Annotated in this window: 20 protein-coding genes and 1 pseudogene; 9 read left to right on the forward strand and 12 right to left on the reverse strand. The window is 63.8% G+C overall.

Annotation, left to right across the window (positions count from 1 at the left end; translation table 11 throughout):
* Positions 1-220, reverse strand: a pseudogene (locus Q362_RS25015) (IS1380 family transposase); the annotation flags it as partial.
* 126 nt (positions 221-346) lie between these two features.
* Here Q362_RS25015 and Q362_RS22945 point away from each other — a divergent pair.
* The 3 genes from Q362_RS22945 (at position 347) to Q362_RS0114070 (ending at position 1,625) form a co-directional block, all read left to right on the forward strand.
* Positions 347-721 carry a tyrosine-type recombinase/integrase gene (locus tag Q362_RS22945; protein ID WP_281172893.1) on the forward strand — a complete coding sequence of 125 codons (375 nt, stop codon included), beginning with the start codon at positions 347-349 and terminating at the stop codon, positions 719-721.
* A 257-nt stretch (positions 722-978) separates the two neighbouring features.
* On the forward strand, positions 979-1,218 hold the full coding sequence (locus Q362_RS0114065; protein WP_028319210.1) for an AbrB/MazE/SpoVT family DNA-binding domain-containing protein: 240 nt from the start codon (positions 979-981) through the stop codon (positions 1,216-1,218).
* Positions 1,215-1,625, forward strand: coding sequence for a type II toxin-antitoxin system VapC family toxin (locus Q362_RS0114070; protein WP_028319211.1), 411 nt, complete (start codon positions 1,215-1,217; stop codon positions 1,623-1,625). Before Q362_RS0114065 ends, Q362_RS0114070 begins: the two co-directional genes overlap by 4 nt.
* A 218-nt stretch (positions 1,626-1,843) precedes the next feature.
* On the opposite strand, the gene Q362_RS0114075 is transcribed toward Q362_RS0114070, so the two are convergent.
* On the reverse strand, positions 1,844-2,476 hold the full coding sequence (locus tag Q362_RS0114075) for a TetR/AcrR family transcriptional regulator (protein WP_028319212.1): 633 nt from the start codon (positions 2,474-2,476) through the stop codon (positions 1,844-1,846).
* Positions 2,477-2,569: 93 nt separating this feature from the next.
* Between Q362_RS0114075 and Q362_RS0114080 the strand changes: the two genes are divergently transcribed.
* Positions 2,570-3,235 (forward strand): O-methyltransferase, encoded by a 666-nt coding sequence (locus tag Q362_RS0114080; RefSeq protein WP_028319213.1) that lies wholly within the window; start codon positions 2,570-2,572, stop codon positions 3,233-3,235.
* Positions 3,236-3,348: 113 nt separating this feature from the next.
* On the opposite strand, the gene Q362_RS0114085 is transcribed toward Q362_RS0114080, so the two are convergent.
* The 10 genes from Q362_RS0114085 to Q362_RS20825 form a co-directional block, all read right to left on the reverse strand.
* Complete coding sequence (locus Q362_RS0114085) at positions 3,349-3,951, reverse strand: PqiC family protein (protein WP_028319214.1); 603 nt, start codon at positions 3,949-3,951, stop codon at positions 3,349-3,351.
* Entirely contained in the window at positions 3,944-5,575 is a 1,632-nt protein-coding gene (locus tag Q362_RS0114090; RefSeq protein ID WP_028319215.1) for a PqiB family protein, read from the reverse strand. The genes Q362_RS0114085 and Q362_RS0114090 overlap by 8 nt, the downstream gene beginning before the upstream one ends.
* Positions 5,572-6,201 (reverse strand): paraquat-inducible protein A, encoded by a 630-nt coding sequence (locus tag Q362_RS0114095; protein ID WP_028319216.1) that lies wholly within the window; start codon positions 6,199-6,201, stop codon positions 5,572-5,574. The genes Q362_RS0114090 and Q362_RS0114095 overlap by 4 nt, the downstream gene beginning before the upstream one ends.
* Positions 6,198-6,881 (reverse strand): paraquat-inducible protein A, encoded by a 684-nt coding sequence (locus tag Q362_RS0114100; RefSeq protein ID WP_084312768.1) that lies wholly within the window; start codon positions 6,879-6,881, stop codon positions 6,198-6,200. The genes Q362_RS0114095 and Q362_RS0114100 overlap by 4 nt, the downstream gene beginning before the upstream one ends.
* A 220-nt stretch (positions 6,882-7,101) precedes the next feature.
* Entirely contained in the window at positions 7,102-7,854 is a 753-nt protein-coding gene (locus Q362_RS0114105; RefSeq protein ID WP_245590239.1) for a DUF3313 domain-containing protein, read from the reverse strand.
* Positions 7,855-7,862: 8 nt separating this feature from the next.
* Positions 7,863-9,362, reverse strand: coding sequence for an efflux transporter outer membrane subunit (locus Q362_RS20810; RefSeq protein WP_084312770.1), 1,500 nt, complete (start codon positions 9,360-9,362; stop codon positions 7,863-7,865).
* Complete coding sequence (locus Q362_RS20815) at positions 9,355-12,540, reverse strand: efflux RND transporter permease subunit (protein ID WP_035216858.1); 3,186 nt, start codon at positions 12,538-12,540, stop codon at positions 9,355-9,357. The genes Q362_RS20810 and Q362_RS20815 overlap by 8 nt, the downstream gene beginning before the upstream one ends.
* Positions 12,541-12,546: 6 nt before the next feature.
* Positions 12,547-13,734, reverse strand: a complete 1,188-nt coding sequence (locus Q362_RS20820) for an efflux RND transporter periplasmic adaptor subunit (RefSeq protein WP_084312772.1) — start codon at positions 13,732-13,734, stop codon at positions 12,547-12,549.
* Between the two features lie 351 nt (positions 13,735-14,085).
* On the reverse strand, positions 14,086-15,624 hold the full coding sequence (locus Q362_RS0114125; RefSeq protein WP_028319219.1) for a hypothetical protein: 1,539 nt from the start codon (positions 15,622-15,624) through the stop codon (positions 14,086-14,088).
* Positions 15,621-16,109 carry a hotdog fold thioesterase gene (locus tag Q362_RS20825; protein ID WP_084312774.1) on the reverse strand — a complete coding sequence of 163 codons (489 nt, stop codon included), beginning with the start codon at positions 16,107-16,109 and terminating at the stop codon, positions 15,621-15,623. The genes Q362_RS0114125 and Q362_RS20825 overlap by 4 nt, the downstream gene beginning before the upstream one ends.
* Before the next feature lie 367 nt (positions 16,110-16,476).
* Here Q362_RS20825 and Q362_RS22370 point away from each other — a divergent pair, with 367 nt between their 5' ends.
* From Q362_RS22370 to Q362_RS0114155, 5 genes are all read left to right on the forward strand, one after another.
* A complete protein-coding gene (locus Q362_RS22370) occupies positions 16,477-17,664 on the forward strand; it encodes a sensor histidine kinase (RefSeq protein ID WP_169737436.1) in 1,188 nt (395 codons plus the stop codon).
* The gene (locus Q362_RS20835; protein ID WP_084312778.1) at positions 17,640-18,248 is read left to right on the forward strand and encodes a response regulator; all 609 of its coding nucleotides are present in this window, start codon (positions 17,640-17,642) and stop codon (positions 18,246-18,248) included. The genes Q362_RS22370 and Q362_RS20835 overlap by 25 nt, the downstream gene beginning before the upstream one ends.
* Positions 18,249-18,351: 103 nt before the next feature.
* Complete coding sequence (locus tag Q362_RS0114145) at positions 18,352-21,759, forward strand: hypothetical protein (RefSeq protein WP_157470161.1); 3,408 nt, start codon at positions 18,352-18,354, stop codon at positions 21,757-21,759.
* A gap of 118 nt (positions 21,760-21,877) precedes the next feature.
* Positions 21,878-23,605, forward strand: a complete 1,728-nt coding sequence (locus tag Q362_RS0114150; protein ID WP_028319221.1) for an FAD-dependent oxidoreductase — start codon at positions 21,878-21,880, stop codon at positions 23,603-23,605.
* Between the two features lie 32 nt (positions 23,606-23,637).
* Positions 23,638-25,266, forward strand: a complete 1,629-nt coding sequence (locus tag Q362_RS0114155; protein ID WP_028319222.1) for a HEAT repeat domain-containing protein — start codon at positions 23,638-23,640, stop codon at positions 25,264-25,266.
* Positions 25,267-25,282 lie beyond the last annotated feature (16 nt).

Consider the following 25,282-nt stretch of genomic DNA (forward strand, 5'->3'; position numbering starts at 1 on the left):
GCTTGGCGGTGACGGCCTGATAATCGCTCTTCCCAAGACACAGCAGACCGAGGTAACTGCGGATAACGTCGATCTCGGCAATGTGATCGCTCCCTTGGGCCACCCTGCCAAGAGTTCGACCCAGGCCACTGTAGCGATTGATGCACGCGCCAACCAAGGCCAAGCCGGAGTGGCTGGTGTAGAATTCGTCGTTGCTTTGCTCAAGGATAAACCGCTTCATAATTTCACCTGCCAAGTGAGTTTTTAGGACAGGCGGATATTGCAATATTTTTACTGAAATTTCAATATGTTGATTTTAACTTTGCGTTGATTTTGTAGATGTTTTTTCACTGAACTAGGTATCAGGGTGAAAGGGAAGGGGAGCAAATACCGGATGGTACCGTTTATGTCTGACCAATTTGAGGAGGTGCTGAAGTCGGTATTGTCCGAGAGGGTTGACGGGCCATTGGTGGTAAATCCAAAAACAGGGTTACCCTATGCGACCATATGGAAACCGCTAAAGAGGGCGGCAAAGAAAGCTGGGTTTACCCGTGAGGTAAATCATCATCTCTTGCGCCATACTTTTGCCACCTTGGCAGCAGAAAACGGTATGAATCCTCATGCGCTGCAGCGAATACTTGGCCATTCCAGTATTGAGATGACGAACAAAATCTATACAAATGTTTCCCGCGATTTCGTTGGAGATGAGGCAAGACGGCTTCGTGACAAGAAACGTCCGTGACATATTGTCAAATATATTCCGTATAACATATTGAAATTAAATGATATAAAGTAAAAATGATAACTCCGACTGGCGCCGCAGTCCATAGTCGAATAGAGCCTGCTGACCAGCGCCCTGGATCCCACCAACGTGTGGTATGCCGTTGCCAATAGAGTTGCCAACCTTGCCGCATTTCCGCGACTAGGCATTGTGGGATGCTTGACATCTGGCATTTCTTACTATATCTTAATGGTAAGCCATTGAACAGGAGGTAGGAAATGATCTCAACGATAACCACCAAAGGTCAAGTTACGATTCCAGTTTCAATTCGTAAAAAATATGGTCTTTGCACCAACGACAGGGTTGATTTCGTCATCGAAGGTGACAAAATCGTTCTCGTTCCCGTGAAAACCCTTCGGGACTTTCGCGGTTCGGTGACCGGAACCGGAGACCCAGAAAAAGAACGGCAGGCCGCCAAGGAAGCAGTTAGCCGCCGGACTATTGAGGAAATGTCATGAACGTGAGTTTCCTCGATGCAAATATTTTTATTCGGTATCTCACCAACGATGATCCGGCCAAAGCCGACAGAGTGGAAAAACTTCTGGATCTCGCAGCTAGAGGAAAAGAGCGGTTGATGACTACAGAAATGGTCATCGCTGAGGTTGTCTGGGTTCTCGAATCCTTCTACAAATTGGGTAATAGCGCCATCGGGCCGATGGTCAAAGCCATCCTGGCCACGCCTGGTCTTGAGGTCATTAACGGCCCCTTAGTGGAAAAAGCGATTGAACAGTATATGGAGCGGAACATCGATTTCATCGATGGCTATATTGTGGCGGTCATGGATCGTCATAAAGTCACTGAGATTTTTTCATACGATAAAAAACACCTGACACGGGTTGCGTCCATAAAACGCAAAGAGCCATGACTTTCCGGGTGTGGGCGGCTGTTTAATCAGGAGGGACGAGGGGTTAACTCTGACTCCGCTTATCGGGGTTCGAATCCCTGTCCCCCAGCCACAAATACATTCAAGCATCTATCGAGAAATCGGTAGATGCTTTTTTCATTTCGCATTCAGTCCAATGAATCCGGACAGCGCATTGTTCAGTATGCTGTCCCTCCAATCTTACGGCTTTGGGACTTGTCTCAACCCAGTTCGTGGCTCTTGAGGTAAGTGCAGAACATATCCGCCATGGCGTCGGCGTAGGCTTCGATCTCAGCGGAGGTGCGGGGGCTTTCCGAAAAATGTTTCCCCACCGTGCTGAGCGTCGTGGTCATCAAATCGCCAACCAATGCTCGAGCAGCCTCTGAGGCATGGGGCAATGCCTCCTGCATGAAGGCCCGGACAATGCGGTTTCCTGTCGCTTTCGCTTCCTGCGCCTCGGGCGCGTCACGATAGAGCGGGGCGGCGTCATTGAGCGCCACACGTATCCCGGCCTCCTCGCATTCCGAGCGGATGAAGGCGTGGACCAAGGTACGCAACCGATCAAGCGGCGGTTTGCGGACGTCCTCGAGGATGCCGCGCAGCAATTCGGTCGTTTGCCGCCATTCGTCGCTCTGGAGCCTAAACAGGATCGCCGCTTTGTTCGGAAAATACTGATAGAGCGATCCGACGCTGATGCCCGCTTTTTCGGCCACTCGCGCCGTGGTGAAGCGTTGCGCCCCTTCCTTTGCCAAAACCTGAACAGCAGCCTCCAGAATTATGGCGACAAGCTCGGTAGAGCGGGTTTGTTTGGGCTGTTTTCGTAAGGAAATCTGGATAGTTCGGCGGTCGGTCATGGGCAGGGGCTGCAATGCGAATTGTAAACATGAATAATTCGTCGTATTTTATTCCGGCATAAAGATGGAATCAACCTTAAACCGGAGGCTTATATGACTACCTTGACCACCGCCCCTCTCGCTCCGCTGCTCGAGCGCCTGTTTGCAGAGGACGATGCTGCCTCGGCGGCAGTGACCGCGGCAATGGCCGATCTCTCCGAAGAAGAGCAGGCGCGCCTGATGCGCAGCAAAACAGCGTACCTTGATTTTTACGGACGACTGCGGGATGTTCCGCTTGCTGTTTCGCGCGAGACAGGCGCGTTGCTCTACATGCTGGCGCGGGGCTGCGGCGCGCGGACGATTGTTGAATTCGGGACCTCGTTCGGCATCTCGACGCTGCACCTCGCTGCAGCTTTGCGGGACAATGGCGGCGGCCGTCTGATCACCAGCGAGTTCGAGTCCGCCAAGGTGGCGCGGGCTCGGGAAAACATGGTGGCCGGCGGGCTTATCGATCTGGTGGAAATTAGGGAAGGAGACGCTCTGCAGACGCTGGGCATCGATCTCCCCGAAACCATCGACCTGCTGCTGCTCGACGGCGCCAAGGCGCTCTATCCCGCGATCCTGAGCCTGGTGGAAAGCCGCCTCAGGCCGGGAGCGCTCATCATCGCCGACGACGCCGACTATAGCCCCAGTTACCTGGCGCGCGTGCGCTCGCCCGCAGAGGGCTACTTATCTACACCGTTCGCCGAAGATGTCGAGCTGTCCATGCGACTTGGGTGAAACCAACCGCGCGGGCACGTACACATGGAAAGGGTGCGCCATCAGCCTTGTCGAAGGTTGAAAAGCCGTTTCCTTGGGGGCTGGGGCGGTGTTGGCCCGATACCGCCAGAATATCACTTGCTTCCTGCAATGGCCGCCGCGATTTCTTCGCCAAGCCGGCCGATGTTGCGCTGCTGGGCCGCGATCCAGGCGTCGTAGCTGCTATCGGCAGACTGTTCGTGCAGTACGGTGCGGCGCGTGAGCCGGGTCGTCCTGCTGTCGGGGTCGACCAGGGACCAGCGGACGGCCAGGGTGGCTTCCTTGCCCAATGTCCCTTCCATGGCCAAAACGTCGAGGATGATCTGGTGGGTCGGCTTCAGGGGCTGTCTAACGGGATAGATGGCCACCTGTTCCGTTCCCAGCTTGCCGGCCAGTTGTTCGCCGATGGCGCGGGCGAGATCGCGGTCGAGTTCGCCCGCCCACCGGTGCCGGTCGCTCAACTGGTAGCGGCCCCCCGCGCCGCCGGTCACGATTTGGGATGTCTTGAGCAGGTCGGGAATCGTCACCGGCCCGACCAGGATCGCCATGCGGCCGGAGGAAGGGGCGGGGTGCGGCACAAGGTCGGGGGCATACAGGCTGTGATGTATCTGTGGCGAGGCGGGACCGCATCCCGCCAGGGGCAGCAGAACCGGTCCGGTCAGAAGCAGGCAGACGAGGATGAAAGGCACTTTATTCACCGGTTTTCTTCTCCTTGCCAAACAGAATCGATTGCGGCTGGCTGTCCAGGGTGTTGGCCAGTTCGCGCAGGGCGCGCAGGGTCAGGGACAGCTCTTCCAATGTCTTGGTGGCGGAATAGTTCAGGGGCGAGTCCTTGCCCACGCCCTGCTGCACCTCCACCAGGGTCTTCTGCAACTCGACGAGGGTCGCCTGCAGACCGGGCATGGTCTCGGCATTCAGTTTTTTCGCCAACCCACCGATCTCCGCCGCCGCACTCTTCGCCTCCTTCAGGGTGTGTTGCAGCTCGCCGCTGACTTGGTCGAATTTGACCTTCTCGAGGTTGGCGACAATTTTGCTCAGCCCTTCCTGCAACCGCTCGAAGGACCCCGGAACGGTCGGGATCACCTGGACGCCGTTGCGCATGGACAGTGTCGCCTTGGGGGCGTCCGGGACGAACACCAGGTTGACCATCAACTGGCCGGTCAGGAGGTTGGCGCTCTGCAACTGCGCCCGCAATCCCTGCTCCTCCACCAGCACCTTGGTCAGGGCGTCGGGATCGTTCTCAAATATTTTCCTGGCCCGTTCTACCTGGGTTATGCCCAACCGTTCCGGTTCCACGGCCACGGTCACCGGGACCGTGAACTTTCTCTTGTCGGCATCGAATTCCAGTTTGAGGTCGACCACTTCACCCAGTTTGATGCCATAGAGTTCGACCGGGGCGCCGATGCTGAGCCCGCGCACCGATTCGTCGAACAGGAGCACGTAATAGTTGCGGAGCGTGTATTTTTTTTCCTGGCTGGCGTTGTGATCGGCATAGAGGTAAAAGAGGGCGTTTTCCCCGGCCGCCTCGCCCGGCTGAGTCTCCTCGGGAAGATCGAAGGCGATCCCGCCGGTGAGAATCGAGACCATGGATTGGGTCTCGACCTTGAGTCCCTGGGCGTTGAGGGTGACATCGAAGCCGCTGGCGTTCCAGAAGCGGGTGTTTTCGGTTACCCGGACGTGGTGCGGCGCCTCGACGAAAATCTTGATGTTGACCGCCTTGCCTTCCCGGTCAAAGCCGTAGCCCACCACCTGTCCCACCTGGATCTGCCGGTAATAGACCGGCGCGCCGATGTCGAGGGAGCCCAGCGCCTCGGCCTGGAGGACGAAATGCCGCCCCGGTTGGCCGACGGTCACCACCGGCGGCACTTCCAGGCCGGTGAAATGCCGGCTCGGGGAGCCTGCCCTGTTGCCGTCGATGCCGATGTAGGCGCCGGAAAGCATCGTGCTCAGGCCGGAAACCGAACCGCCGCTGATGCGCGGCCGGACCACCCAGAATTTGACCTGGTCGGTCAGATAGGGCTCGCTGCCCTTGACCATCTTGGCGGTGACCACCACTGTGGAGGCGTCGTCGTTCAGGGCGATGGACTCGACCTGGCCGATTTCGACATCCTTGAACTTGATCTTGGTCTTGCCGGCCTCCAGGCCGTCGGCGGTGGCAAAGGCGATGGTTATGGTCGGCCCTTTTTCCCTGATGGCCTTGAACGCGAGCCAGCCGCCGATCGCCAGGGCCACCAGGGGCACGATCCAGACAATGGAAAAGCGCCGTTTGCCCTGCGCGGTCGCGGCCGCGGCATGAGGCTCAAGCTGTGCGCCGTCACTCATACATCCTCCTCGACAACATCCCACATCAATCGCGGGTCGAAACTTTCAGCGGCGAACATGGTCAGCACCACCACCGCGGCAAAATAGACGGCCGCCGGCCCCGCCTCGATGGCGGCGACGGCGCCGAGCTTGACCAGGGCCACCAGGATGGTGACCACATAGATATCGACCATGGACCAGCGGCCGACCAGTTCGGTCAGACGGTAGAGGGTGGTCCGGTCCTTCGGCCGCCAGGCGGAGCGGAACCGCACGCTCAGCAGGAGAAAGATCAGGATCGACAGTTTGGCGAACGGCACGAAGATGCTGGCGACGAAGATCACCACCGCGATCTCCCAGGAGCCGGTCTGCATGAAATAGATGACCCCACTCATGATGGTGTCGGCCTGCTTGGCCCCCAGCGTGATGGTGACGGTGATCGGCAGGACATTGGCCGGCACGATGAGGACGATGGCCGCCCAGACCAGGGCCCAGGTGCGGGCCAGGCTGTTGGGCTTGCGCAGGTGCAGGCGGGCGCCGCAACGTGGGCAGCGCGCGTGGGTGCGTGCCTGGTCCGCGTCGACCAGGAGATGGCAGTCGTGGCAATTGACCAGGCCCAGTTGCCGGGCGGTGGAGGGGCGGACATTCATCGGCGCAGGTCCAGGCGGTCCCAGAGCAGGGGCGCATCGAGGCTCGAATAGGCTCCGGCCATGACGAAGATCAGAACGCCGAAGGAAAAGACCGACACGCCGGGGACGATGGTCGCCATGTGGCCCAGTTTGACCAGGGCGACCAGGATGCCGATCATGAACACCTCCATCATCCCCCAGGGCGCCACCTCCTGGACCAGGCGGAAAACGCGGGCGGCATGGAGGGCCGGCCGCCGGCCCCACTGCAGCGGCGCCAGGATGTAGAGCAGGCCGATCATCTGCACCAGCGGCACCAGCACGCAGGTGAACAGCACGAGACAGGACAGCCCCTGCAATTCCTGCTTCCACAGTTCGCGGATGCCGGTGAGCAGCGTGGTTTCCTGGACAAGGCCGCCGCTTTTGATCGCCAGGAACGGAAAGCTGTTGGAGAGGACAAACAGGATCAGCGCCGTCAGGGTGAGGGCCAGGGAACGGGCGACGCTGTCGGGTTTGTGGCGATGCAGCACCGCCCCGCAGCGGCTGCAGAGCAGGGTGGCCGGCTCGTGCGGCGTAAGTTTGTGCAGCAGGTCGCAATCGGGGCAGGCGACGAGGCGGGCCGGAACCCGGGGGGACTGCGGCGCATCGGCACCGGCAGGCCCGGATTGGCCGGGCGGCTGCGGCTGGGACTGCGGGCCGCGCATGCTGGGATCTGGGGTCATGGAAACAGAAAAACGGATCGTTTTCGGCAGGCGGCTTAGCCTATCGGGTATGCGGCATGGTCATTGGCGCCCGCCCCGCGGACCGGTGCGGCGGCCGGTCCACGGCGGTGCTTCGCCATGCGGGGAACATCTTGGTCTTAGCAGGGAATATGTACCAGAAAGCAGGGGCGCTGCCAATACCCTGTTGGAGAATGCCGCCCGCTTACCGAGCCGTGCCGCCGTGAGCCCTGTCCAGGGTGATCCGCAGCCGTTCGGCCCAAAACTCGAACGCTTCCTTGGTGGCCCCGAGCTTGCTGAAACCGCTCATTTTCGAACCGTTGAAGGTATCGATGGCGGCGGCTAAACGTTCATTGGTCAGGGAATCGAGAAATTCAACCTCCATGCTCGCTCCCCCGACCCCGGTATAGGCGCCGGTGGCCGCCTTCTTGGCGACACTGACCGCTAGCCCCACCGGCAGCACCGTAGCGATGCCGTTCATGGCCGGTCTGCTCGTTTCGATGTCGGTGATTGCCAGGCGAATGCGCAGCACATCCGGGCCCGGCTCTGTGACCAGGGGATAGTTTGTTCCCAGGGCCTCGAAGACGGCACGGTGAAAGGTATCGGCCAGTTCTTGCAGCTCGCTGGCTTGAAGGCCCTGTGCGGCCGCTCCTTCCTTCAGGTAGAACTGCACCTCGTCGACCATCACCCGGCGGTATGTGCTCAGGTCCATCCCCGGCTTGATAGAGATCTGATCGACCCCGTCGGGCGGCCCCGGCTGGAATTGCGGATAATTTCCCAGAAAACCGGAAGGGGCTCCCTTCGGTGCGGAAGCGCAGCCAGCAAGCATGCCGCAGGTGAGCACCAGCAATCCTGTCATCAAAATTTGCTTTATGGTCATGATTTTCATCGTCTCCCAAAATTGATCGAATGGCGTTTTTCTTGATCCAGACAGAGCGGCAACGGCGGCCTGCTGCAAAAAAGGGCTTACCTGCCCGAACCCGAACGGCTGTCCGAACCGGCTTCACCTGTCCGCCGTCCCTCCGGTGCCGTATCCGCGGGCCGGGGCAGGGAAGCCTCGGCCGCCTTCTCGATCCAACCGCCTCCCATGGCCTTGTACAAGCCGATCCGGGCCAGGTGCAGCGCCCCCTGCGTCTGGGTATAGGCCAGTTCGGCATTGAAGAGGTTGCGCTCGGCGTCGAGCACGGTCAGGTAATCGGTGTAGCCGTTGTCGTAGCGCAGGCGGGCGATGTCGGCATATTGGCGCAGGGATTCGACCCGGCTCTTCTGCACGGTCAGTTGCCTGCCGGTTTGCTGTTGCGCTGCGAGAGCGTCGTTGACTTCGCGGAAGCCGTTCTGGACCGCCTGCTGGTATTCGAGCAGGGCCTGCCGCTGGATGGCCTCGGCTTCCCGCACGCTGCCGGCGATTCTGCCGGCGGTGAAAATGGGCATGGTCACCGGGACGCTGTACTGCCAGATGCGCGAGGGCCCCTTGAACAGATCGCTGAGGTCGCCGCTGGCCGAGCCCAAGGCGCCGGTGAGGGAAATGGCGGGGAAATAGGCCGCCTTGGCCACGCCGATCTGGGCATTGGCCGCGATCAGGTTCTGTACGGCCTGGCGGATGTCCGGCCGGCGTTCGAGCAGATCCGAAGGCAGGCCGGCGACAACGGCGGGCAGGGCCAACTGATCGATGGACTTTCCCCGGACGATCGCGCCGGGATTGCGGCCGAGCAGCACACTCAGGCCGTTTTCCTGCTGGGCGATAGCCTGCTCCAGGGGAGGAATGGCGGCCAGGGCCTCCTCGTATTGCGACCGGTTCTGGCTGAGTTCGAGATCGGAGATGATGCCGCCGGCGAACCGTTCCTGGAACAGGGCGTAGGATTCCCCCCGGCTTTTGGCGGTATTCCGGCTTATTTCGAGTTGCCGGTCGAGGTCGCGGAGGTTGATGTAGGCGCTGGCGACCGTACCGACCAGGGAGAGAATGACCGCCCTTCTGCCCTCTTCGCTGGCGAGCAGTTGCGCCCTGGCGGCCTCGGTGCTGCGGCGGATGCGGCCCCACAGGTCGATTTCCCAACCGGCGTTGAGGGTGGCGGAAAAGGAGTCGGTGGTCGTCTTGTAGCTGGCAGCCAACCTGTTGTCGCCGGTTTCGGTCACCCGCTGCCGGCTGTATTCGCCGGTGGCGCCCACCTGGGGAAAGAGGTCGGCTCGGACAATGCCGTAGCGGCCCGCGAATTCCTCGATACGGGCCGCGGCGATGAGCAGGTCCTTGTTTTCCCGCAAGGCGGTGGCGATCAATCCGTCGAGCACCGGATCGCCGAACTGGAGCCACCAGTCGGTGTCGGCCACCTCCCGCGCTTCGTGTTCCTGCACGCGCCAATCCGCGGGGACCGCCACCTCCGGCCGCTTGTAGTCGGGGCCGACGGTGCAGCCGCCGGCTCCGCTCAGGACCATTGTCAGCACGAAGAAAAGAAGCCGGAGTTTACGCATGGTGGTCCTCCTCTTTGCCGTCCCGGCCGCCGGGGAAGGCTGGTCCGCTTGCGGCCGCGGCGTCCGCAGGTTTCTTCGGACGGCTCAGGCGACCGACCACATAGAAGGTCACCGGAATGAGGAAAATGCCGATGCAGGTAGCGGCAAGCATGCCGCCGATGACCGCGTTGCCCATGACCTGGCGTGAGATCGCGCCCGCGCCCGAGGCGACGGCCAGCGGCACGCAGCCGAGGATGAAGGCGAAGGAGGTCATGAGAATGGGCCGCAGCCGCAGCCGGGCGCCCTCCAGGGTGGCCTCGATGAGCGGCCGCCCCTTCTCGTATTCCATTTTGGCGAACTCGACGATGAGGATGGCGTTCTTGGCGGAAAGGCCGATCAGCATCACCAGCCCGATCTGGGCATAGACGTTGTTTTCCTGGCCCCTGAAAAAGAGCGCCGCGAACGCGCCGGCCACCGCAACCGGCGTGCCCAGCAGAACGGAAAAGGGCAGGGACCAGCTCTCGTACAGGGCGGCCAGGATCAGAAAGACGCACAACAGCGAGAACCCGAAGATCACCGCCGGCGAAACCCCCTGCTGCGCCTGCCATTCCTGGAAGCTCATGCCCATGTAGTCGTACCCCATCTCCGAGGGCATGGTTTCGGCGAACACCTCTTCCAGCGCCTGCATCGCCTGGGCGGAACTGAAGCCAGGGGCGGCGCTGGCGTTGATCTGCGCGGACCGGTAGAGGTTGTAGCGCATGGTGAACTCCGGCCCGGCGATGTGTTTCACCGTGGTCAGGGCCGAGAGCGGCACGGCCTTGCCCTCCTGGTTGCGCACGTAAAACTGGCCGATGGTGTCGATGTTGGTGCGGAAATCCCCCTCCGCCTGGATGAACACCTGCCATTGTCGGCCGAACTTGTTGAAGTAGTTGATAAAACCGCTGCCCATGAAGCTTTGCAGGGTCTTGTAGACATCGTTGACGTTGACGCCCTGTTTCAGCACCTTGTCCTGGTCGACATCGACATACAGCTGGGGAACGGTCGGCCGGAAGGTCGTGGTGACTCCGGCCAGTTCGGGTCGCTTCCTGGCGGCCTCGATGAAGGTGTTCACATTGGTGGCCAGAAAGTCGAGATCCTTGCCCGCCCGGTCCTCCAGGACGAAGGTGACCCCGCCCGAGGTGCCGATGCCGGGAATGGCCGGCGGCGAGAAGGCGAAGCCGACGGCGCCGCTGAGCCCGGCCAGCCGCGCGTTGATCGTCTGCTTGATCGTCTCGTAGCGGGTGTCGGGGTGCGTGCGCGCCGCCCAGTCTTCCAGGGTGATGAAGAAAAAGGCGCTGTAGGTGTTGGCCACCTGGCTCAGCATGGAGTAGCCGATGACCGAGGTGCAGTGCCGCACTCCCGGCGTGGCCATGATCAGTTGTTCGGCCTGCTCGGCGACCTCGCGAGTCCGCTGCAGGGAGGCGGCGTCCGGCAGCTGGATGCCGGCGAAGATATAGCCCTGGTCCTCCTCCGGGAGAAATCCGGAGGGCACCGTCGTGCCGAAGACGCCGGTCAGCGCCACCATCCCGGCCAGGAACAGCAGGCTGACGGCGCTCTTGCGCACCGCTATCCGGCAGAGGCCGACATAGCCGTCGGTGGCGCGGCCGAACAGCCGGTTGAACCAGTCGTAGAATCGCTGCAGTGGCCCGTGCGTCCTGGCCTTGGGCTTGAGCAGCAGGGCACAGAGGGCGGGCGACAGGGTCAGGGCGTTGCCGGCGGAGATGAGCACCGACAGGGCGATGGTCAGGGCGAACTGCTGGTAGAGCCGCCCGGTGATGCCGGGAATGAAGGCCGTGGGCACGAACACCGCCGCCAGGATGATGGCAATGGCGATGACCGGGCCGGACACCTCCTCCATGGCCTTGAAGGTCGCCTCCTTGGGGGAGAGCCCCTGCTCGATGTGGTGTTCCACGGCCTCGACCACGACGATGGCGTCGTCGACCACCAGGCCGATGGCCAGCACCAGGCCGAAGAGCGACAGGGTGTTGATCGAAAAACCGAACAGGGGAAAGAACATGAAGGTGCCCACCAGGGACACCGGCACGGCCAGCAGCGGGATCAGGGTGGCCCGCCAGCCCTGGAGGAAGACGAACACCACGACGATGACCAGCGCCAGGGCCTCGAACAGGGTGTGCTCGATCTCCTTGATGCCCTCGGTGACCGCCAGGGTGGTGTCGAGGCTGACCACGTAATCGAGGTCGGGCGGGAACCGCTTTTTCAAATCCGCCATCAGCCGCCTGGCGCCGTCGGCAGCCTCAACCGCGTTGCTGCCCGGCATCTGGTAGACGGCGATCACGGCGCTGGGCTTGCCGTTGAGGCGGCCTTCTATGCTGTAGGTCTGGGCCCCCAGCTCGATCCGGGCCACGTCGCTGACCCGGACGATGGAGCCGTCCGGATTGGCGCGCAGCACCACCCGGCCGAAATCCTCCTCGGACTGGAGCCGGCCCTGGGCCCGAACCGCGTAGGTGAATTCCTGGCCGGCCGGCACCGGTTCCGCCCCGACCTGGCCCGCCGGGTTGACCGTGTTCTGCGCATTGATCGCGTTGACGATCTCGGGAATGGTGATGTTGAGCTTGGCCAGTTGATCGGGTTTGACCCAGAGCCGCATGGCGTACTTGCCGGCCCCGAAGATGGTGACGCCGGCGATGCCCTTGAGTCGGGTCATCTGGTCGTTGATGTTGATGTAACAGTAATTGGCGAGAAAGACGTTGTCGTAGGTGCCGTTCGGCGAATAGAGGCCGAACATGATCAAGGGAGAAGCAGTGGATTTCTCCACTTTGACACCGTAATTGCGGACATCGGCGGGCAGTTGCGATTCGGCCTGGCCTTTGCGCATCTGGGCCAGCAACTGGTCGGTGTTGGTGTCGGTCTTGATGTCGAAATTGACCGTCAGCTTGGTGTCGCCGTTGTTGGCGTTGATGGAGTACATGTAGTTCATGTTGTCCACGCCCGACATCTCCTGCTCGATGGGGGTGGCCACGGCCTGCTCCAGGGTCAGCGCGTCGGCGCCGGTATAGCTGGCGGAGACCTTGATCTCCGGAGGGACGATATCGGGGAATTGGGCGGTGGGCAGGCCGGTCATGGCGACGAGGCCGGCGATGACCATGAGGAGCGACAGCACCATGGCCACAATGGGCCGATTGATGAAGAATCGGGCCATGGCGCCTCACCCTTTCGCCGGCGCGGCAGCGGCGGGGCGGGCTGCCGGCGCGAACGGCCTGGGTTGCACGCGCATGCCGGCCCGCACTTTCTGGATGCCCTCGACCACCACCTGCTCGCCGGGGTCGAGGCCCTTGTCGATGATCCAGTCGGCACCGATCCGGGCGCCCGCCTGCACCGGCCGGATGGCGATGGTGTCGTCGGCGCCGACCACGGCCACCATGTACCGGCCCTGGATCTCGGTCACCGCCCGCTGCGGCACCAGCAGGGCGCCCCGCCGCACCTGGACCGTGGCCCGGATGCGGCCGTACTGGCCGGGCCGCAGTTTGTTGCCCTTGTTGGCGAAGAGGGCGCCGATCTTCATGGTGCCGGTGGTGGGATCGATCTGCCGGTCCATGACGGCGAAGCGGCCGGCATGGGGATAGAGGCTGCCGTCGGCGAGGATCAGCTCCAGGGGCAATTGCTCCCCCTGTTCGCCGGCCTCGGCGGCGGTCAGGTATTCCCGTTCGCTGATATTGATGTAGACCTTGATCGGATCGAGGGTGGACACCGAAGTCAACTCTTCCTGCATGCCCGGCCCCACCAGATCGCCCAGTTGAGTCTTGGCAATACCGGCGATACCGTCCACCGGCGAGGCGATCCTGGTGAAACCCAGATTGAGCTGCGCCTCCTCCACCGCCGCCTGCGCCGCCTCGACCTCGGCGCGTGCCGAGAGCTCGAAGCCCACGGCATCGTCGAGATCCTTCTGGCTGACCGCGTTCTTCTCGGCCAGCGGCCGGACCCGGGCCAGATTGGCCCTGGCGTTCTCATGGCGGGCCATCTGCTGGGAAAGCTGGGCCTTGGCCTTGTTCAGGGACGCCTGGAAGGGGCGGGGATCGATCTCGAACAGGACCTGGCCCTTGCGCACCGCCTCGCCCTCTCTGTAATTCTGGCGCACGAGATAGCCCGAGACCTGGGGCCGGATGGTGGCGTTGACCAGGCCGTCGAGCACGCCGACCCATTCCCTTTTCACCGGCACGTCCTGCTGGGCAACGGTGACGGTTTCCACCGTCGGAACCAGGGCTCCGGCTGGCCGTTCCTCCTTCCGGCAGCCACCGGTCAAGCAAGTCGCAACGATAAGAAGTGTGGCGGCCGCCAGATGCGCGATCCGGTGGTCCTGCCGCGACCGGGCGGCAGGTTGTTGTGCGTTATACATTGCTTCCTCCCGACGAGTTGCTGCTGGGCTTGTTGGCTTGTTCGTCGACGGTTCGTTTGTCGCCGGCCCCTCCGTGGGGCGGGCCCCATGCGCACGGGTGGTGGAATCGGGCTTTGCCCGCCGGGTCCGGTCCGTCTGCCGTCAAAAAAACTCGCCGGAAGCCATGGGGTTGCGGCCGGAAATGTACGCTGGTTGCACCGTCTTGAAAAAGAATACAGCAGAAGTCTCGCGGTTTACCAGGAAAGTTCGCCCGTCCGGACAATTTTTGCAGTGTTGTCGGGAAACGGTGGCAATGGCGGCACGGTGTGGGCCGTCTTTTGAGACGGCCGCTCCGGTCCGCGCCGGGACCGTTTATTTGATGCCGGTGAAGGGCCGCATCTGGGTGTCGCAGACCGCGCCGACCCGCACCGTTTGCATCTGTTCTCCTCCCTGGCACTGTTCCCCCCGGTTCGCGGCCCGGCAGACCACGGCGAGCGGCTTGCCGGCATTGACCCAGGTGGGGGTGCGGCGATAACGGCCGACCTCGTCGAAGGCGCAGCCGCCCGGAACGCCGTAGGGCACGCACCGGCTCGGCGTCCCCCCGAGGGTGATCCGTCTGGAGTCGATGGCAAAGCCGGGATAGCTGTCGGCGATGGTGACCACATCTTTGGCCGACTCCTCCCGCACGATGAGATGGCGGAAGAAATAACCGCCGTCCGTTCGTTGGCCCACCTGAATGCGCGTATTGGCGATCAGGGCGAAATCGTTGCCTCTCCGGGCAACAGCCCCGGAGATGTACTCGATGCGGTCGTATTGGGGAAAGCATTTGCCCATTGCCGGCGCATGGTAGTAGTGCTTCAGCCCTTTGAGATCGGCCAGCGCATTGCCCGGGAAGACGGTGGCGAGATCTCGGTCGGTGCCGAAAAGGATGCGCTGCACGTCGGCGAGATTCTGGCTGTACATGTCGTGCAGCTTCCGGGCATTCCGGGCGGCGGCGCTCTCCCCGGCGGCCAGGTCGGTGCGCAAAAAACACGAGGTCAGCCCGGAAATCTGGGCGAGGTACTCGTCCCAGATGTTGTATTGGGAAACCTTGGTCGCGACTCCCTGGAAATCGCCGGGCGCGCTGCAGCCCTGGCTGCGGATACAGGATTCGAGGGCGCGGTTGCGGATCGACAGGGCGACGATATTGCGTTCGCAGGCGCCGTAGGGCGTGCAGCCGCGGTCCAGATGGGCCTCGAAGATGGCGGTGCGCATGGTGTAATCCAGGTGTCTGGCGCGTTGCAGCGATTCCTCGGACCATGTTTGCCGGGAGGCGCCGATGAAACGGTCCCAGGCGGCCTGCAGGGCGGCGGGCCGCCCGGTCAGGCGCTGGTTGACGCCCTCGCAGACGGAGGAGTTGTGGAAGGCGCGGACGATGCGGTCCAGTTCACCCTGCGGTTGCGGCACGGCGTGGGCGGCCGCCGCGGGACGAGGCGGATCGAAGGCGGGCGGTTTGTCCATGGCGTACAGGTTGCGGACATCGAGCACGTAGCGGACGCCGGCATCGCAGTGGTGGTTGGCCACCCGCAGCGCCTGCCGTTCCCTGGCGACCTGGGCGTACCGCGCCGTTGCCGCCGGCGTGGCGGTCCGGGCATCGACAATCACCTGAAAGCCGACATAGGGCACGCCCTCGGCGTCGGTGAGCGGCTGGCCGCCGCGTATGGCCAGGCAGGGCACGACGGAGGTGCCCTGCGCCAAAGTGCCGGCCGGCGCGGCCGGGCCGGAGCGGGGGAAGCCGGCGAGGTCGTAGTAGGGGATATCGAGGGCACCGTTGAACCGGTAGAGGGTCATGAGCGGGGTGGCCGGAATGCCTCCGGCCCAGGCGGCCGTCGCCGCGAGGAGGAGGGGCAGGACGAGGGAAAGCGCCTTCATGCCCGGTGTCCTCCTGTCGATCCTGTCTCGGCGGCACCACCGAAGAGCGCCGGTTCCGTCGGGGCCAGGTCCGATGGTGTCCGCACGGCCACGGTCAGCCGGGACACGCAGACCAGGCGCCCGGTCGCGTCGCGGATCAGGATCTGCCAGACCTGGGTGGTCCGGCCGATATGCAGGGCTGTGGCCCGACCGACGACCCAGCCGGGGCCGGCGGGCCGGACATGGTTGGCGTTGATCTCCAGGCCGACGCAGACCGTGCCCTCGTCGACGCTGAGATAGGCGCCGGCACCGCCCAGGGTTTCGGCCAGGGCGGCCGAGGCGCCGCCGTGCAGCAATCCCATGGGCTGCATGGTCCGCTCGTCCACCGGCATCCGCGCTTCGACGAAATCCTCGCCCAGGGCCGTGAATTCGATTCCCAGGCTCGCCACCAGGGTCGAGGCGCAGGCCGCCTGCATTTCTTCAAGAGCCGGTCGTTTTTTCCACATGGCTGCCGCCTGTTGTCTCCGGTGCCGATCCCCCGCCTCCGCGGGTTTCAATCGCCGGCTCCGTTTTTCGCCGGCCCTGGACGATCTATACCCGATGGCACGGGGTTTTGCAGTCCCTTTGTGCGGGGCGGCGCCCACCGGGTCGTGGCGGTCCGGAGCAGGGCGCCGAAGAGCGGAGTGGGATGGTGCCGGAAAATCATTGTGCCCCAACGGAAAACGGCCGATTGTCTATTGGTCGTTTCTTTTTCGTTGTTTTTCCGTGATGTTCACCGCGATGTCTGCTATAAGAAACAGGTTGTTCGGGGTGCGGTGCCGCATGCGGGACATGCCGGCATCCATGGACACGGGATGGAGGGCTGGGGGACGCATGGTCACGGACGGACTGGAACGGCGAACAGGGCAACGACCGGGGCTTGGCGATCCGCCCCGCCCCACGGCCGCCCCCACTCTCATGGTCCGCCTGGATCGGACGGGGCAGGTGGCCGCGCTCCTTCCTTCCGGCCGGATGTTCCCCGGCTTGGAGCCGGCGGCGATCACCGGCCGCCATTATCTCGATTTCATCCGTGCCGACGAACGGGCGCAGGCCCGGCAGGCGGTCGATCTGCTGCTGAACGGCGCGCGCGCCATCGAACTCGTCCTGCATATCGGCCTCGGCACCGGCAAGCCGGTCCGGGTCAGGATCCACGCCACCCCCTGGTACGAGGGAAAGCGCGTGGCCGGCGTGCAGGGAACCGTGCGCCTCCTCATTTTCGGCGGCACCGCTGTCGCCGTTGCTGACAGCCTTGAGCCGGTCGGAGTGTCGGCCGGGGTGCAGACGATCCGCCGGCAACCCGCCCAGGCGGAACGGCTGGGCGCCATCGGCGCGCTGGCGGCCTCCCTCGCCCATGAGTTCAACAATCCCCTGTGCGGGATCCGCTCGGTGCTTGAGCGGATGACGAGAAAGGCGGCCGCAGCGACCGACCGCGACCTGCTGCGGCTGGCGATTGAGAATTGCGACCGCATGAGCGGTTTGATCCGGGACCTGCAGCGGGCCGATCCGCCGATTTCCGACGAGCGCGCTCCCTTCGACCTCCACCGTGCCATCGATTCGGTGCTGCTGCTGCTCACTCCCTCTCTCAGGAAGCGAAAAGCGGTGGTGCGCAGGGATTTCGGCGGCGATCCCCTGATTCTGCACGGGTGCGAAAGCCAGATCAAGCAGGTGCTGCTCCATCTGATCAGGAGCAGCGGCGAAACCCTGCCCGAGGGCGGCGGCGAGATTCGGATCGGGACAGACCGGACAGGGGACACTGTCCGGATTGTCCTCGCCGATACCGGCAACGGCATCGGCGAGGAACGGCTGGCCTGCCTGTTCGACCCCGTCCTCGCCTGCAAGGGCGCCGCCAGGGAAACCGGACTCGGCCTGTCCGTGTCCCACGGCATCGTCAAGGCCCATGGCGGCGACATCGAGGTCGCCTCGCCTCCGGGACAGGGGACAACCTTCACCGTGATTCTGCCCGCCGGAATCGGGGGCGAACACCAGGGAAAACAGCCATGCCGCACCAAACATCCATTCTGATTGTCGACGATGAAGAGCTGATCCGGGAAAATCTCCGCCTCGATCTCCTGGACATGGGCTATGCCGTCGAACTGGCCGCCAATGGCGAGGAGGCGTGCGCGCGGCTGGAAAAGGAATACGACCTGATCGTCACCGACCTGATCATGGAGGGGATCGACGGCATGGAGGTGCTGCGCCGGGCCAAGAACAAGTGCCCCGACCAGATCGTCTTCATCCTGACGGGATACGGCGAACTGCATTCGGCGATCGAGGCGCTCCGCCTGGGAGCGGACGACTACCTGCTCAAACCCTACAACCACGACGAACTCATGCTGCGCGTGGCCAAATCGCTTGCCGGCCGCAGCCTGCGGCAGAAGGTCCGGCTCTATGAATCGATGCTGTCCATCTGCAGCGAATGCAAGAAGGTGCGCGACAGCGAGCCCGACGAAAACGGCGAGGTGCGCTGGATCAGCATCGAGCAGTTTGTCAGCAAGGCCACCGGCAGCGACCTGAGCCATGGCATCTGTCCCGACTGCTACCGACGCAAGATGGAGGAGCTTGCCGAGATGATCCAGGGTGGCCGGATCAGGCCTCCCGCCTCCTGACCCCGTCCCTCCTGCACTCCGGGGTTGACAATGGCGGCGGTTCGCGGCAAGTTGCTCCTGTGGAATCCGGCAGTTATCCGCGCAGGCGCACCAAGGGGCGAGAGTGAAACATGTAAGCAGACAGGGCCGCGCCGCGGTCATTGTCATGGGTGCGGCGGTTGCCGTGCTCACCTTCCTGCCCTCCCTGCTCGGGATACGGCCCGTGCTCACCCGCGCGCAGGATCTGGTCGCCCGGCATCTTCCCGGCAGCCTGGAAATGGGCTCCTGCTCCCTGGGCTGGCTGGAGGGGCTGCGATGCGAGCAGGTGCGCTATCAGGATCCGCAGCGCGGGGTGCGGGTCGAGGCGCCGAGGGTGACCAGCGACAAGGGGCTGCTGCTTTTGCTGATGGCACCTGCCTATCTGGGCGATATCGCCGTCGAGCAGCCTGTCCTGACCCTGTTCCCCCCCCAGCCAAAGCCTGAACCGTCTGCGGCCGCGAACGGCGCCCCCGCCGCTTCCTCCCCCGCCGGCGACGAAGACCGGCGGGACTCCCGCCTCGCCCCATGGTGGGAACGCCTGACCGTCCGACTCAAGGCAACCGACGGCCAGTTCGTCGCCGCCTCCGGTGCCGCGCCACCGCGCCGGCTCGTCCGCCGGCTCGAGCTCGCCGGCAGCCTCGCCATGGGTTCGCTCCACTACGATCTCAGCTTCCTCTCCGCGCAACAGTCCGGCCGCTTCCAGGCCTCGGGCTTCCTCAACCTACCCTCGGCCGGGCAATCGCTTCCGGAAATGCTGATCGCCAGTGCCGAGGTGACCGTCGCCGACCTGGAGATTGCCGATTTTCTCGACCTGGCCGCATCCCGCAGCCAGTCGCCCCGCGGCCGCGGCATCCTCAGCGCCCGCCTGCGCCTGAATGCCGCCGGCATCGAAAAATTCGAGGCCCAGGGCGAAACCACCCTGCACAATGTGCAACTTTCCGGCGGCGTGTTGGGCGAGGATCGGCCCCGGCTCGATCAACTCAGCTTCCGTTTCGCGGGCGACCACCGCCAAGGGCAAGGGTGGCGGCTGACCACATTGGAATTGGACTCGGACCCCGTCCGGTTGCGCGCCGGCGGCAGCTTCAACGATGGCGCGGGCAGCCTGACCGCCACGGGCAGCATCGATCTGACGGTCCTGGCGGCGCAGGTGCCCAGGCTGTTGCGGGTGCACGAACAGACCGTGATTACCGAGGGCGGAGTCGACTTCTCCCTCAAGGCCGCAGGCAATGGCCAGGCCATGAACGTCCGGGCGGATTGCCGCACCCAGCACCTGCACCTCCTGCATGACGGCCGCCCCTACGACTGGACCACGCCGCTGGCCCTCGCGGTCGAAGCCGATCACAGTGCCGACGGCACGACCATCAGCGCCCTGCACGTGCAGACGCCGTTTTTCGAGGTGCAGGGCAGCGGCGCCCTTGATGGTTTCACTCTGCGGGGCAGCGGCGATCTCGACCGGATGTCACAGGAGCTGAACAAGATTTTCGCCCTCAATGCCCAGGCCAAAGGGCAGGTGGAACTGACGGCCGCCACCAGCAGGGCGGCCGGTGGCAACATCGGCGTGGATAGCCGGCTCGCCATCCGGGATTTCGCCTGCGCTCGGGAGAAAAAAGCCCTGATGCCGGGCCACGATCTGCAGATTGCCGGGCAGGCCGTGGTCTCCCCCTCGTTTTTCCGGGACGGGGCGCTCGACTCGTTACGGCTCGAGGCCGCCGCCTGGCCGGGGAGCGTTTCCCTGCGGGCCGAGGATATGCGGCAACAGGCGGCGGCAGAGAATAATTGTACCCTCAATGGGAACGTCGATCTTGAACGGTTGAGCGGCCTGATCCGGGGTCTGCGCGACGATACCGCGTTTCCGGCCCTGAAGGGAACGCTCCGCTTTGGCGGCGCCGGCCTTTGCTCCACGGGAACGAAGATCGCCCTTGGCAGCATGGAGGGCGTGATTGAGCGGCTGGCGGTGACCGGTCCGGGCTACAGCCTGCGGGAGCCGAAGGTGACCTTTGCCCTGGGTAAAAACAAACAAAGCCCCGACCGGCAGGTGGCACTCCGCGAACTGACCGTGGTCGACAACTGGCGGGATCTCGATACGCAGGAGCAACCAGTTATCGAGGTGGACGGCGCGCAACGGCGGCTGACGGTCCGGCAACTGGACTGGGCCTCGGCCAGAACGACCCTGGAGGTGAGCGGTGCGATCAGGGATTGGCGCCAGCCGACCGCCGGCTATTCGTTGTCCTTCAGGGGCGCCACCGAGACGGCTCTGCTCGGCGAACTTGCCAGGGCCGCCGGCTGGCTCCCCCCGGATCTGACCCTGGCCGGCAGGACGCGCGGCGCGCTGGCCATCGATTCGAGCGCACGCCGCAAATCGATCGAAGTGACTCTGGACACGGCCTCCTTTGCCGCAAGACGCGGCAAGAAAAAGCTCTTTGCCGATCCGCACCCGATGCTGCATTTCACGCTCGACCGCGAGCGTTGGGCCGGCGGCGTCATGAAAATGCCCTCGTTCATCCTGCGCTCGACCCCGCTTGGCATCGAGGGCGCCGGCTCGATCGCCGCCGCCGATCCCCCGGTGCTGGAATTGCAGGGGCGGGTGAGCTGCAACTATGCCGCCCTGATGCCGCTTCTGGCCCCCCTTGTCGGCCGGGAGATCTCGGTGAGCGGCGGCCGGCCCGGCGATGTGCTTCTTTCCCTGCCGCTGCAGTGGCCCGTGCCGACGGAGCGGCTGACCTTCTCGGCCCAACTGCCCGTCGATGCACTTCGTCTGCGGGGGCTCGGTTTCAAGTCGCTTGTTGTGCCGGTGGAGTGTAATCTGGGCAGGTTGCGCTGCCGCCTAGACGGCCCGCTCGAGGGCGGCGGCCGGGCCACCCTGGAACCGGTCTGGGAGCTTGCCCCTTCCCGGACGGCGCTGTCCCTGGCACCCGACGGCCAGTTGGTCAGGGACGCGGCGCTCAAGCCGGCGCTGACCGATCTGCTCGGCCGCATGCATCCGCTGTTCGGCCTGGTGGCGCAACCGCAGGGAGCGGTCGATGTGCGGTTCGATGCTTTTTCCCGTATGGCCGCCGAACAGGGGGCGCAACCGCCAACATTCACGGTGGCGCTGTCTCTTGACCGGGCCAGGTTCAAACCGGCCGGCGCCCTGCACGAACTGCTGGCACTTGCCGGCCTTCCCCGGGAATGGCTGTCCTGCAGGGAGCGGGAACTGGTCTGCGAGGGGAACAACGGCCGGGTGCGGTGCGGCCCGGTCCATCTCTTGGCCGGCAGCGACGAAATCGGGCTCCGGGGAGAGATGCTGCCGGATGGCTCGCTGCGCTACCGCGTCGGTCTGCCGATGAACAAGCAACTGGCGGCCCGGATCCAACTGGTGGTGCAGGGAAACAGGGTCGTCGAGGCGGAACTCGGCGGCAGCCGGGAGAAGCCGGCGTTCGATGCCGGGGCTTTCCTGGCCGGCCTGCCCGCGCAGTTGCGTCAGGGAATCGAGGTGGTCGGGGAGAAACGATAACGGCCCGGCCGGAGAACAGCGCACGGCGTTGTCCTCCGGTGCGCCGGCCGACACGCATGCGAGAAACCGCACCGGACAAGGTGCTTGACGTTCTTCATTCCACAGGAGGAAACCTGTCATGAGCAAGAAAATCGTTATTATCGGTGCCGTCGCCGCCGGTCCCAAGGCGGCGAGCCGGTTGAAGAGGCTGCGGCCGGACTGGGACGTGACCATGGTCGATCAGGACAATCTGATCTCCTACGGCGGCTGCGGCATTCCGTACTATGTCAGCGGCGACGTCTCCGACGAGAGCGAGCTGCGGGCCACCAGTTTCCATGTGGTCCGCGACGCCGGTTTCTTCGAGTATTCGAAGGGGGTGCGGGTGCTGACCCGCACGCGGGCCCTGGCCATCGACCGGGAAAAGAAGCAGGTGCAGGTGCGCAACCTGGACAGCGGCGAGGAACAGCACCTGCCCTACGACTACCTGATGCTCGCCACCGGTGCCAAACCCTTTGAACTCCCCATTGCCGGCATGAAGCTGGACGGCGTGTTCACCATCGCCGACCTGCACAAGGCCATCGAGATCAAGGCCCGGATCGCCCAGGGCAAGGTCAGCCGGGCGGTGGTGATCGGCGGCGGCGCCATCGGCATCGAAATGGCCGAGGCCCTCACCGACCTGTGGGGCATCGAGACCACCTTGCTGGAACTGGCGCCCCAACTCTTGCCCAAACTGGTGGACCGGCATTTCGCCGCCATGCTGAAAAAGCATCTCGAAGACAAGGGCGTGGCCGTGTTCACCAGGGAATCGGCCGCCGAACTGCTCGACGACGGCCAGGGCAGGGTGTGCGGCGTCAAGACGGCCCAGCGCACCCTGGAGGCCGATCTGGTGATCGTGGCCGCGGGGGTGCGGCCGCGCAGCGAACTGGCCAAGGCCGCCGGCCTCGACGTCGCCCCCTGGGGCGGCATCAGGGTCAACCAGCGGCTGCAGACCACGGACCCCGCCATCTATGCCGCCGGCGACTGCATCGCGGCGACCAGCCTGATCACCGGCCGGGAAACCTTCGCACCCCTGGGGTCGCTGGCCAACCGCGAGGGACGGGTGGTGGCCGACAACATGGCCGGCATCCCCTCCCTGTTCAGGGGCATCTGCGGTTCCTTCATCATGAAGGCCTTCGAGCGGTGCATCGCCGCCACCGGCCTGACCTACGAGGCGGCCCTGGCCGAGGGCTTCGAGGCCGACTACGCCCTGACCTCGCCGTCCGACCGGGCCCATTTCTTCCCCGACCAGGCGGTGGTGATCCTGCAACTGGTGTTCGACCGCCGTTCGCGGCGCGTCCTCGGCCTCCAGGCCTTCGGCATGATGAACGATTCGATTTCGGCCCGGGTGGACACGGCGGCGGCCCTGATCGCCAAGGGCGGCCTCATCGAGGATTTCGGCCTGGTGGAGATGGCCTATGCCCCGCCGTTTTCCTCGGCCATCGATTCGATCAACGCCGCCGGCTACGTGGCCGAGAACATGTGCGACAACCGCTTGCGCCGGGTGGATCTCGACCGTTTTCTCGCCTGGATGGAGGACATGTCCATCGAACCCTCCTGGGCGGTGCTCGACCTCCGCCATCCGCTGGACTCGGCGCCCTATGTCGAGAAATACGGGGCGGACAGATGGATGGCCCTGGAGTACGGGCAGGTGCGGCGCCGGTATGACGAGCTGTCGCCCGATACAACCTACATCATCCTCTGCAACGCCGGCACCAGATCGTACGAGGTGCAAGTCTTCCTTGACCACCTCGGCAAATGCGATAGCATGGTGTTATGCGGGGGTTTGAACGTGATCAGCCGGCTGGGTGTCGACTGGTTATTGAAGTAAACGGCACAACATAGGCGCAACAGGGGTGACGCATGGTCGAGCTGAGCGGAGCATACATGATCGAGGAAATCCAGGCCAATATCCAAACCGGCGATGCCCTCAAGGCACGGTTGGTCCTGGATCACCTCGGCGCCGTCGACAAGAAGACGCAGAACAGGCTGCTCTACGAGCTGTCGCGCGGCGATGTGGCCTTCACCGTCCCCCTGTTGAGCCATCTGGTGACCGCGCATCCCGATCTGGCCGCCACCCTGCCGATCATCCGCGAGACGCTGATTTCCAATCTGATCGCCTACCCCGAGATTCTGCTCAGGTCGCTGGCGAACCCGGACATCGCCGACAAGCGGGTGATGATCGAGACCGCCGGCGAACTGAAATTCGAGGAGGCGACCCCCGCCCTGATCGCGCTCCTCGGCCGGACCCAGAACACGGATACCATCAAGCTGATCATCGAGAACATGGGCCTGATCGGCGATCCCGAGTCGATCAACACCCTGACCGATTACCTCTATGCCGCCGACCGGGAATTGATCATCGCCGCCATCCACGCCCTGGGCCAGATCGGCACCAACACCGCCATGCACCGGCTGGCCGAACGGATGGGCACCGACAACGAACTCGATCTGATCATCCTGGGCATCTTCGCCGAGGTGCAGGATCAGGTGTCCCTGGAGAAGCTGAACGACACGCTCCGGTCGCATTACGCCCACATGCGCATTTATGCCAAGGACGAGCTGGTGCGCATTGGCAGCAAGGCGGTGCCGGTGTTGATCGAGAATCTCAAGGAGGCGGACAGCGACCTGCTGATTCACACCCTCAACGTGCTCGGCGAGATCGGCGACGACAGCGCGATCATGCCGATCCGTTCCCTGCTCAACACGGTGCCGCGCAACGCCAATGTCCGCTTCGCCGCTTACGAGGCCCTCGCCCTGCTGCCCCTGCGCAAGGGGGCCTATACCCTGGCCGCCGGCCTGACCGACGGCGAGGACCATGTCTGTACCGCCGCTGCCCGGGCAATCGACCGGAACTTCAACGAAATCCTCGCCGCCGGCATCAAGAACATGATCCGGCCCCAGACCGACGAGGCGCGCCACATCGTCAAGATCATCGTCAACGCCCAGGTCGACAACATCTTTCTCAGCCTGGCCGGGGAGGATTTTTTCCAGGAACTGGCGCTGATCTACCTGCCCCATGCCCACCGGGACATAAGAAACCACTATATCGCCCTGCTCAGGGAGAAAGGCTGGGAGGATTTCGCGGCCAGGATTTCCGGCGAGGAACTTGAGAGCAAGGCACGGGCCAAGATCTGCGCCATCGACGATTCCCGCATGATCCTCAATATCTACAAGGCAACCCTGCACGAGCTGGGCTTCGATCCGGTGCTGTTCGAGTTTCCCGCCGGGGCGCTGGAATGGCTGGCCAGGGAAAAACCCCTCCTAGTGCTGACCGATCTCAACATGCCGGAAATCTCGGGGATCGAGCTGACCAAAAGAATCCGGGCCCTGTACCCGCTGGAGGAACTGCCGGTGATCATGGTCACCACCCAGTCCGATGTCCAGGACCACGAGGCGGCGGCCGACGCCGGCGTCAACTCGATTCTGATCAAGCCGTTCAACGCCGAGTCCCTGCGCACGGCCATGGGACGGTATATCAAGGTGCCCTGAAAAGGAGCGCCCGCCA

This window comes from Desulfobulbus elongatus DSM 2908, from assembly GCF_000621145.1.
GTDB classification, from domain to species: domain Bacteria; phylum Desulfobacterota; class Desulfobulbia; order Desulfobulbales; family Desulfobulbaceae; genus Desulfobulbus; species Desulfobulbus elongatus.

Coding starts and splice junctions, on each gene's coding strand:
- Q362_RS0114065 (WP_028319210.1), top strand. CDS start 979: ATGATCTCAACGATAACCACCAAAGGTCAAGTTACGATTCCAGTTTCA.
- Q362_RS0114070 (WP_028319211.1), top strand. CDS start 1,215: ATGAACGTGAGTTTCCTCGATGCAAATATTTTTATTCGGTATCTCACC.
- Q362_RS0114075 (WP_028319212.1), bottom strand. CDS start 2,476: ATGACCGACCGCCGAACTATCCAGATTTCCTTACGAAAACAGCCCAAA.
- Q362_RS0114080 (WP_028319213.1), top strand. CDS start 2,570: ATGACTACCTTGACCACCGCCCCTCTCGCTCCGCTGCTCGAGCGCCTG.
- Q362_RS0114090 (WP_028319215.1), bottom strand. CDS start 5,575: ATGAGTGACGGCGCACAGCTTGAGCCTCATGCCGCGGCCGCGACCGCG.
- Q362_RS0114095 (WP_028319216.1), bottom strand. CDS start 6,201: ATGAATGTCCGCCCCTCCACCGCCCGGCAACTGGGCCTGGTCAATTGC.
- Q362_RS0114100 (WP_084312768.1), bottom strand. CDS start 6,881: ATGCGCGGCCCGCAGTCCCAGCCGCAGCCGCCCGGCCAATCCGGGCCT.
- Q362_RS20810 (WP_084312770.1), bottom strand. CDS start 9,362: ATGCGTAAACTCCGGCTTCTTTTCTTCGTGCTGACAATGGTCCTGAGC.
- Q362_RS20815 (WP_035216858.1), bottom strand. CDS start 12,540: ATGGCCCGATTCTTCATCAATCGGCCCATTGTGGCCATGGTGCTGTCG.
- Q362_RS20820 (WP_084312772.1), bottom strand. CDS start 13,734: ATGTATAACGCACAACAACCTGCCGCCCGGTCGCGGCAGGACCACCGG.
- Q362_RS0114125 (WP_028319219.1), bottom strand. CDS start 15,624: ATGAAGGCGCTTTCCCTCGTCCTGCCCCTCCTCCTCGCGGCGACGGCC.
- Q362_RS20825 (WP_084312774.1), bottom strand. CDS start 16,109: ATGTGGAAAAAACGACCGGCTCTTGAAGAAATGCAGGCGGCCTGCGCC.
- Q362_RS22370 (WP_169737436.1), top strand. CDS start 16,477: ATGGTCACGGACGGACTGGAACGGCGAACAGGGCAACGACCGGGGCTT.
- Q362_RS20835 (WP_084312778.1), top strand. CDS start 17,640: ATGCCGCACCAAACATCCATTCTGATTGTCGACGATGAAGAGCTGATC.
- Q362_RS0114150 (WP_028319221.1), top strand. CDS start 21,878: ATGAGCAAGAAAATCGTTATTATCGGTGCCGTCGCCGCCGGTCCCAAG.
- Q362_RS0114155 (WP_028319222.1), top strand. CDS start 23,638: ATGGTCGAGCTGAGCGGAGCATACATGATCGAGGAAATCCAGGCCAAT.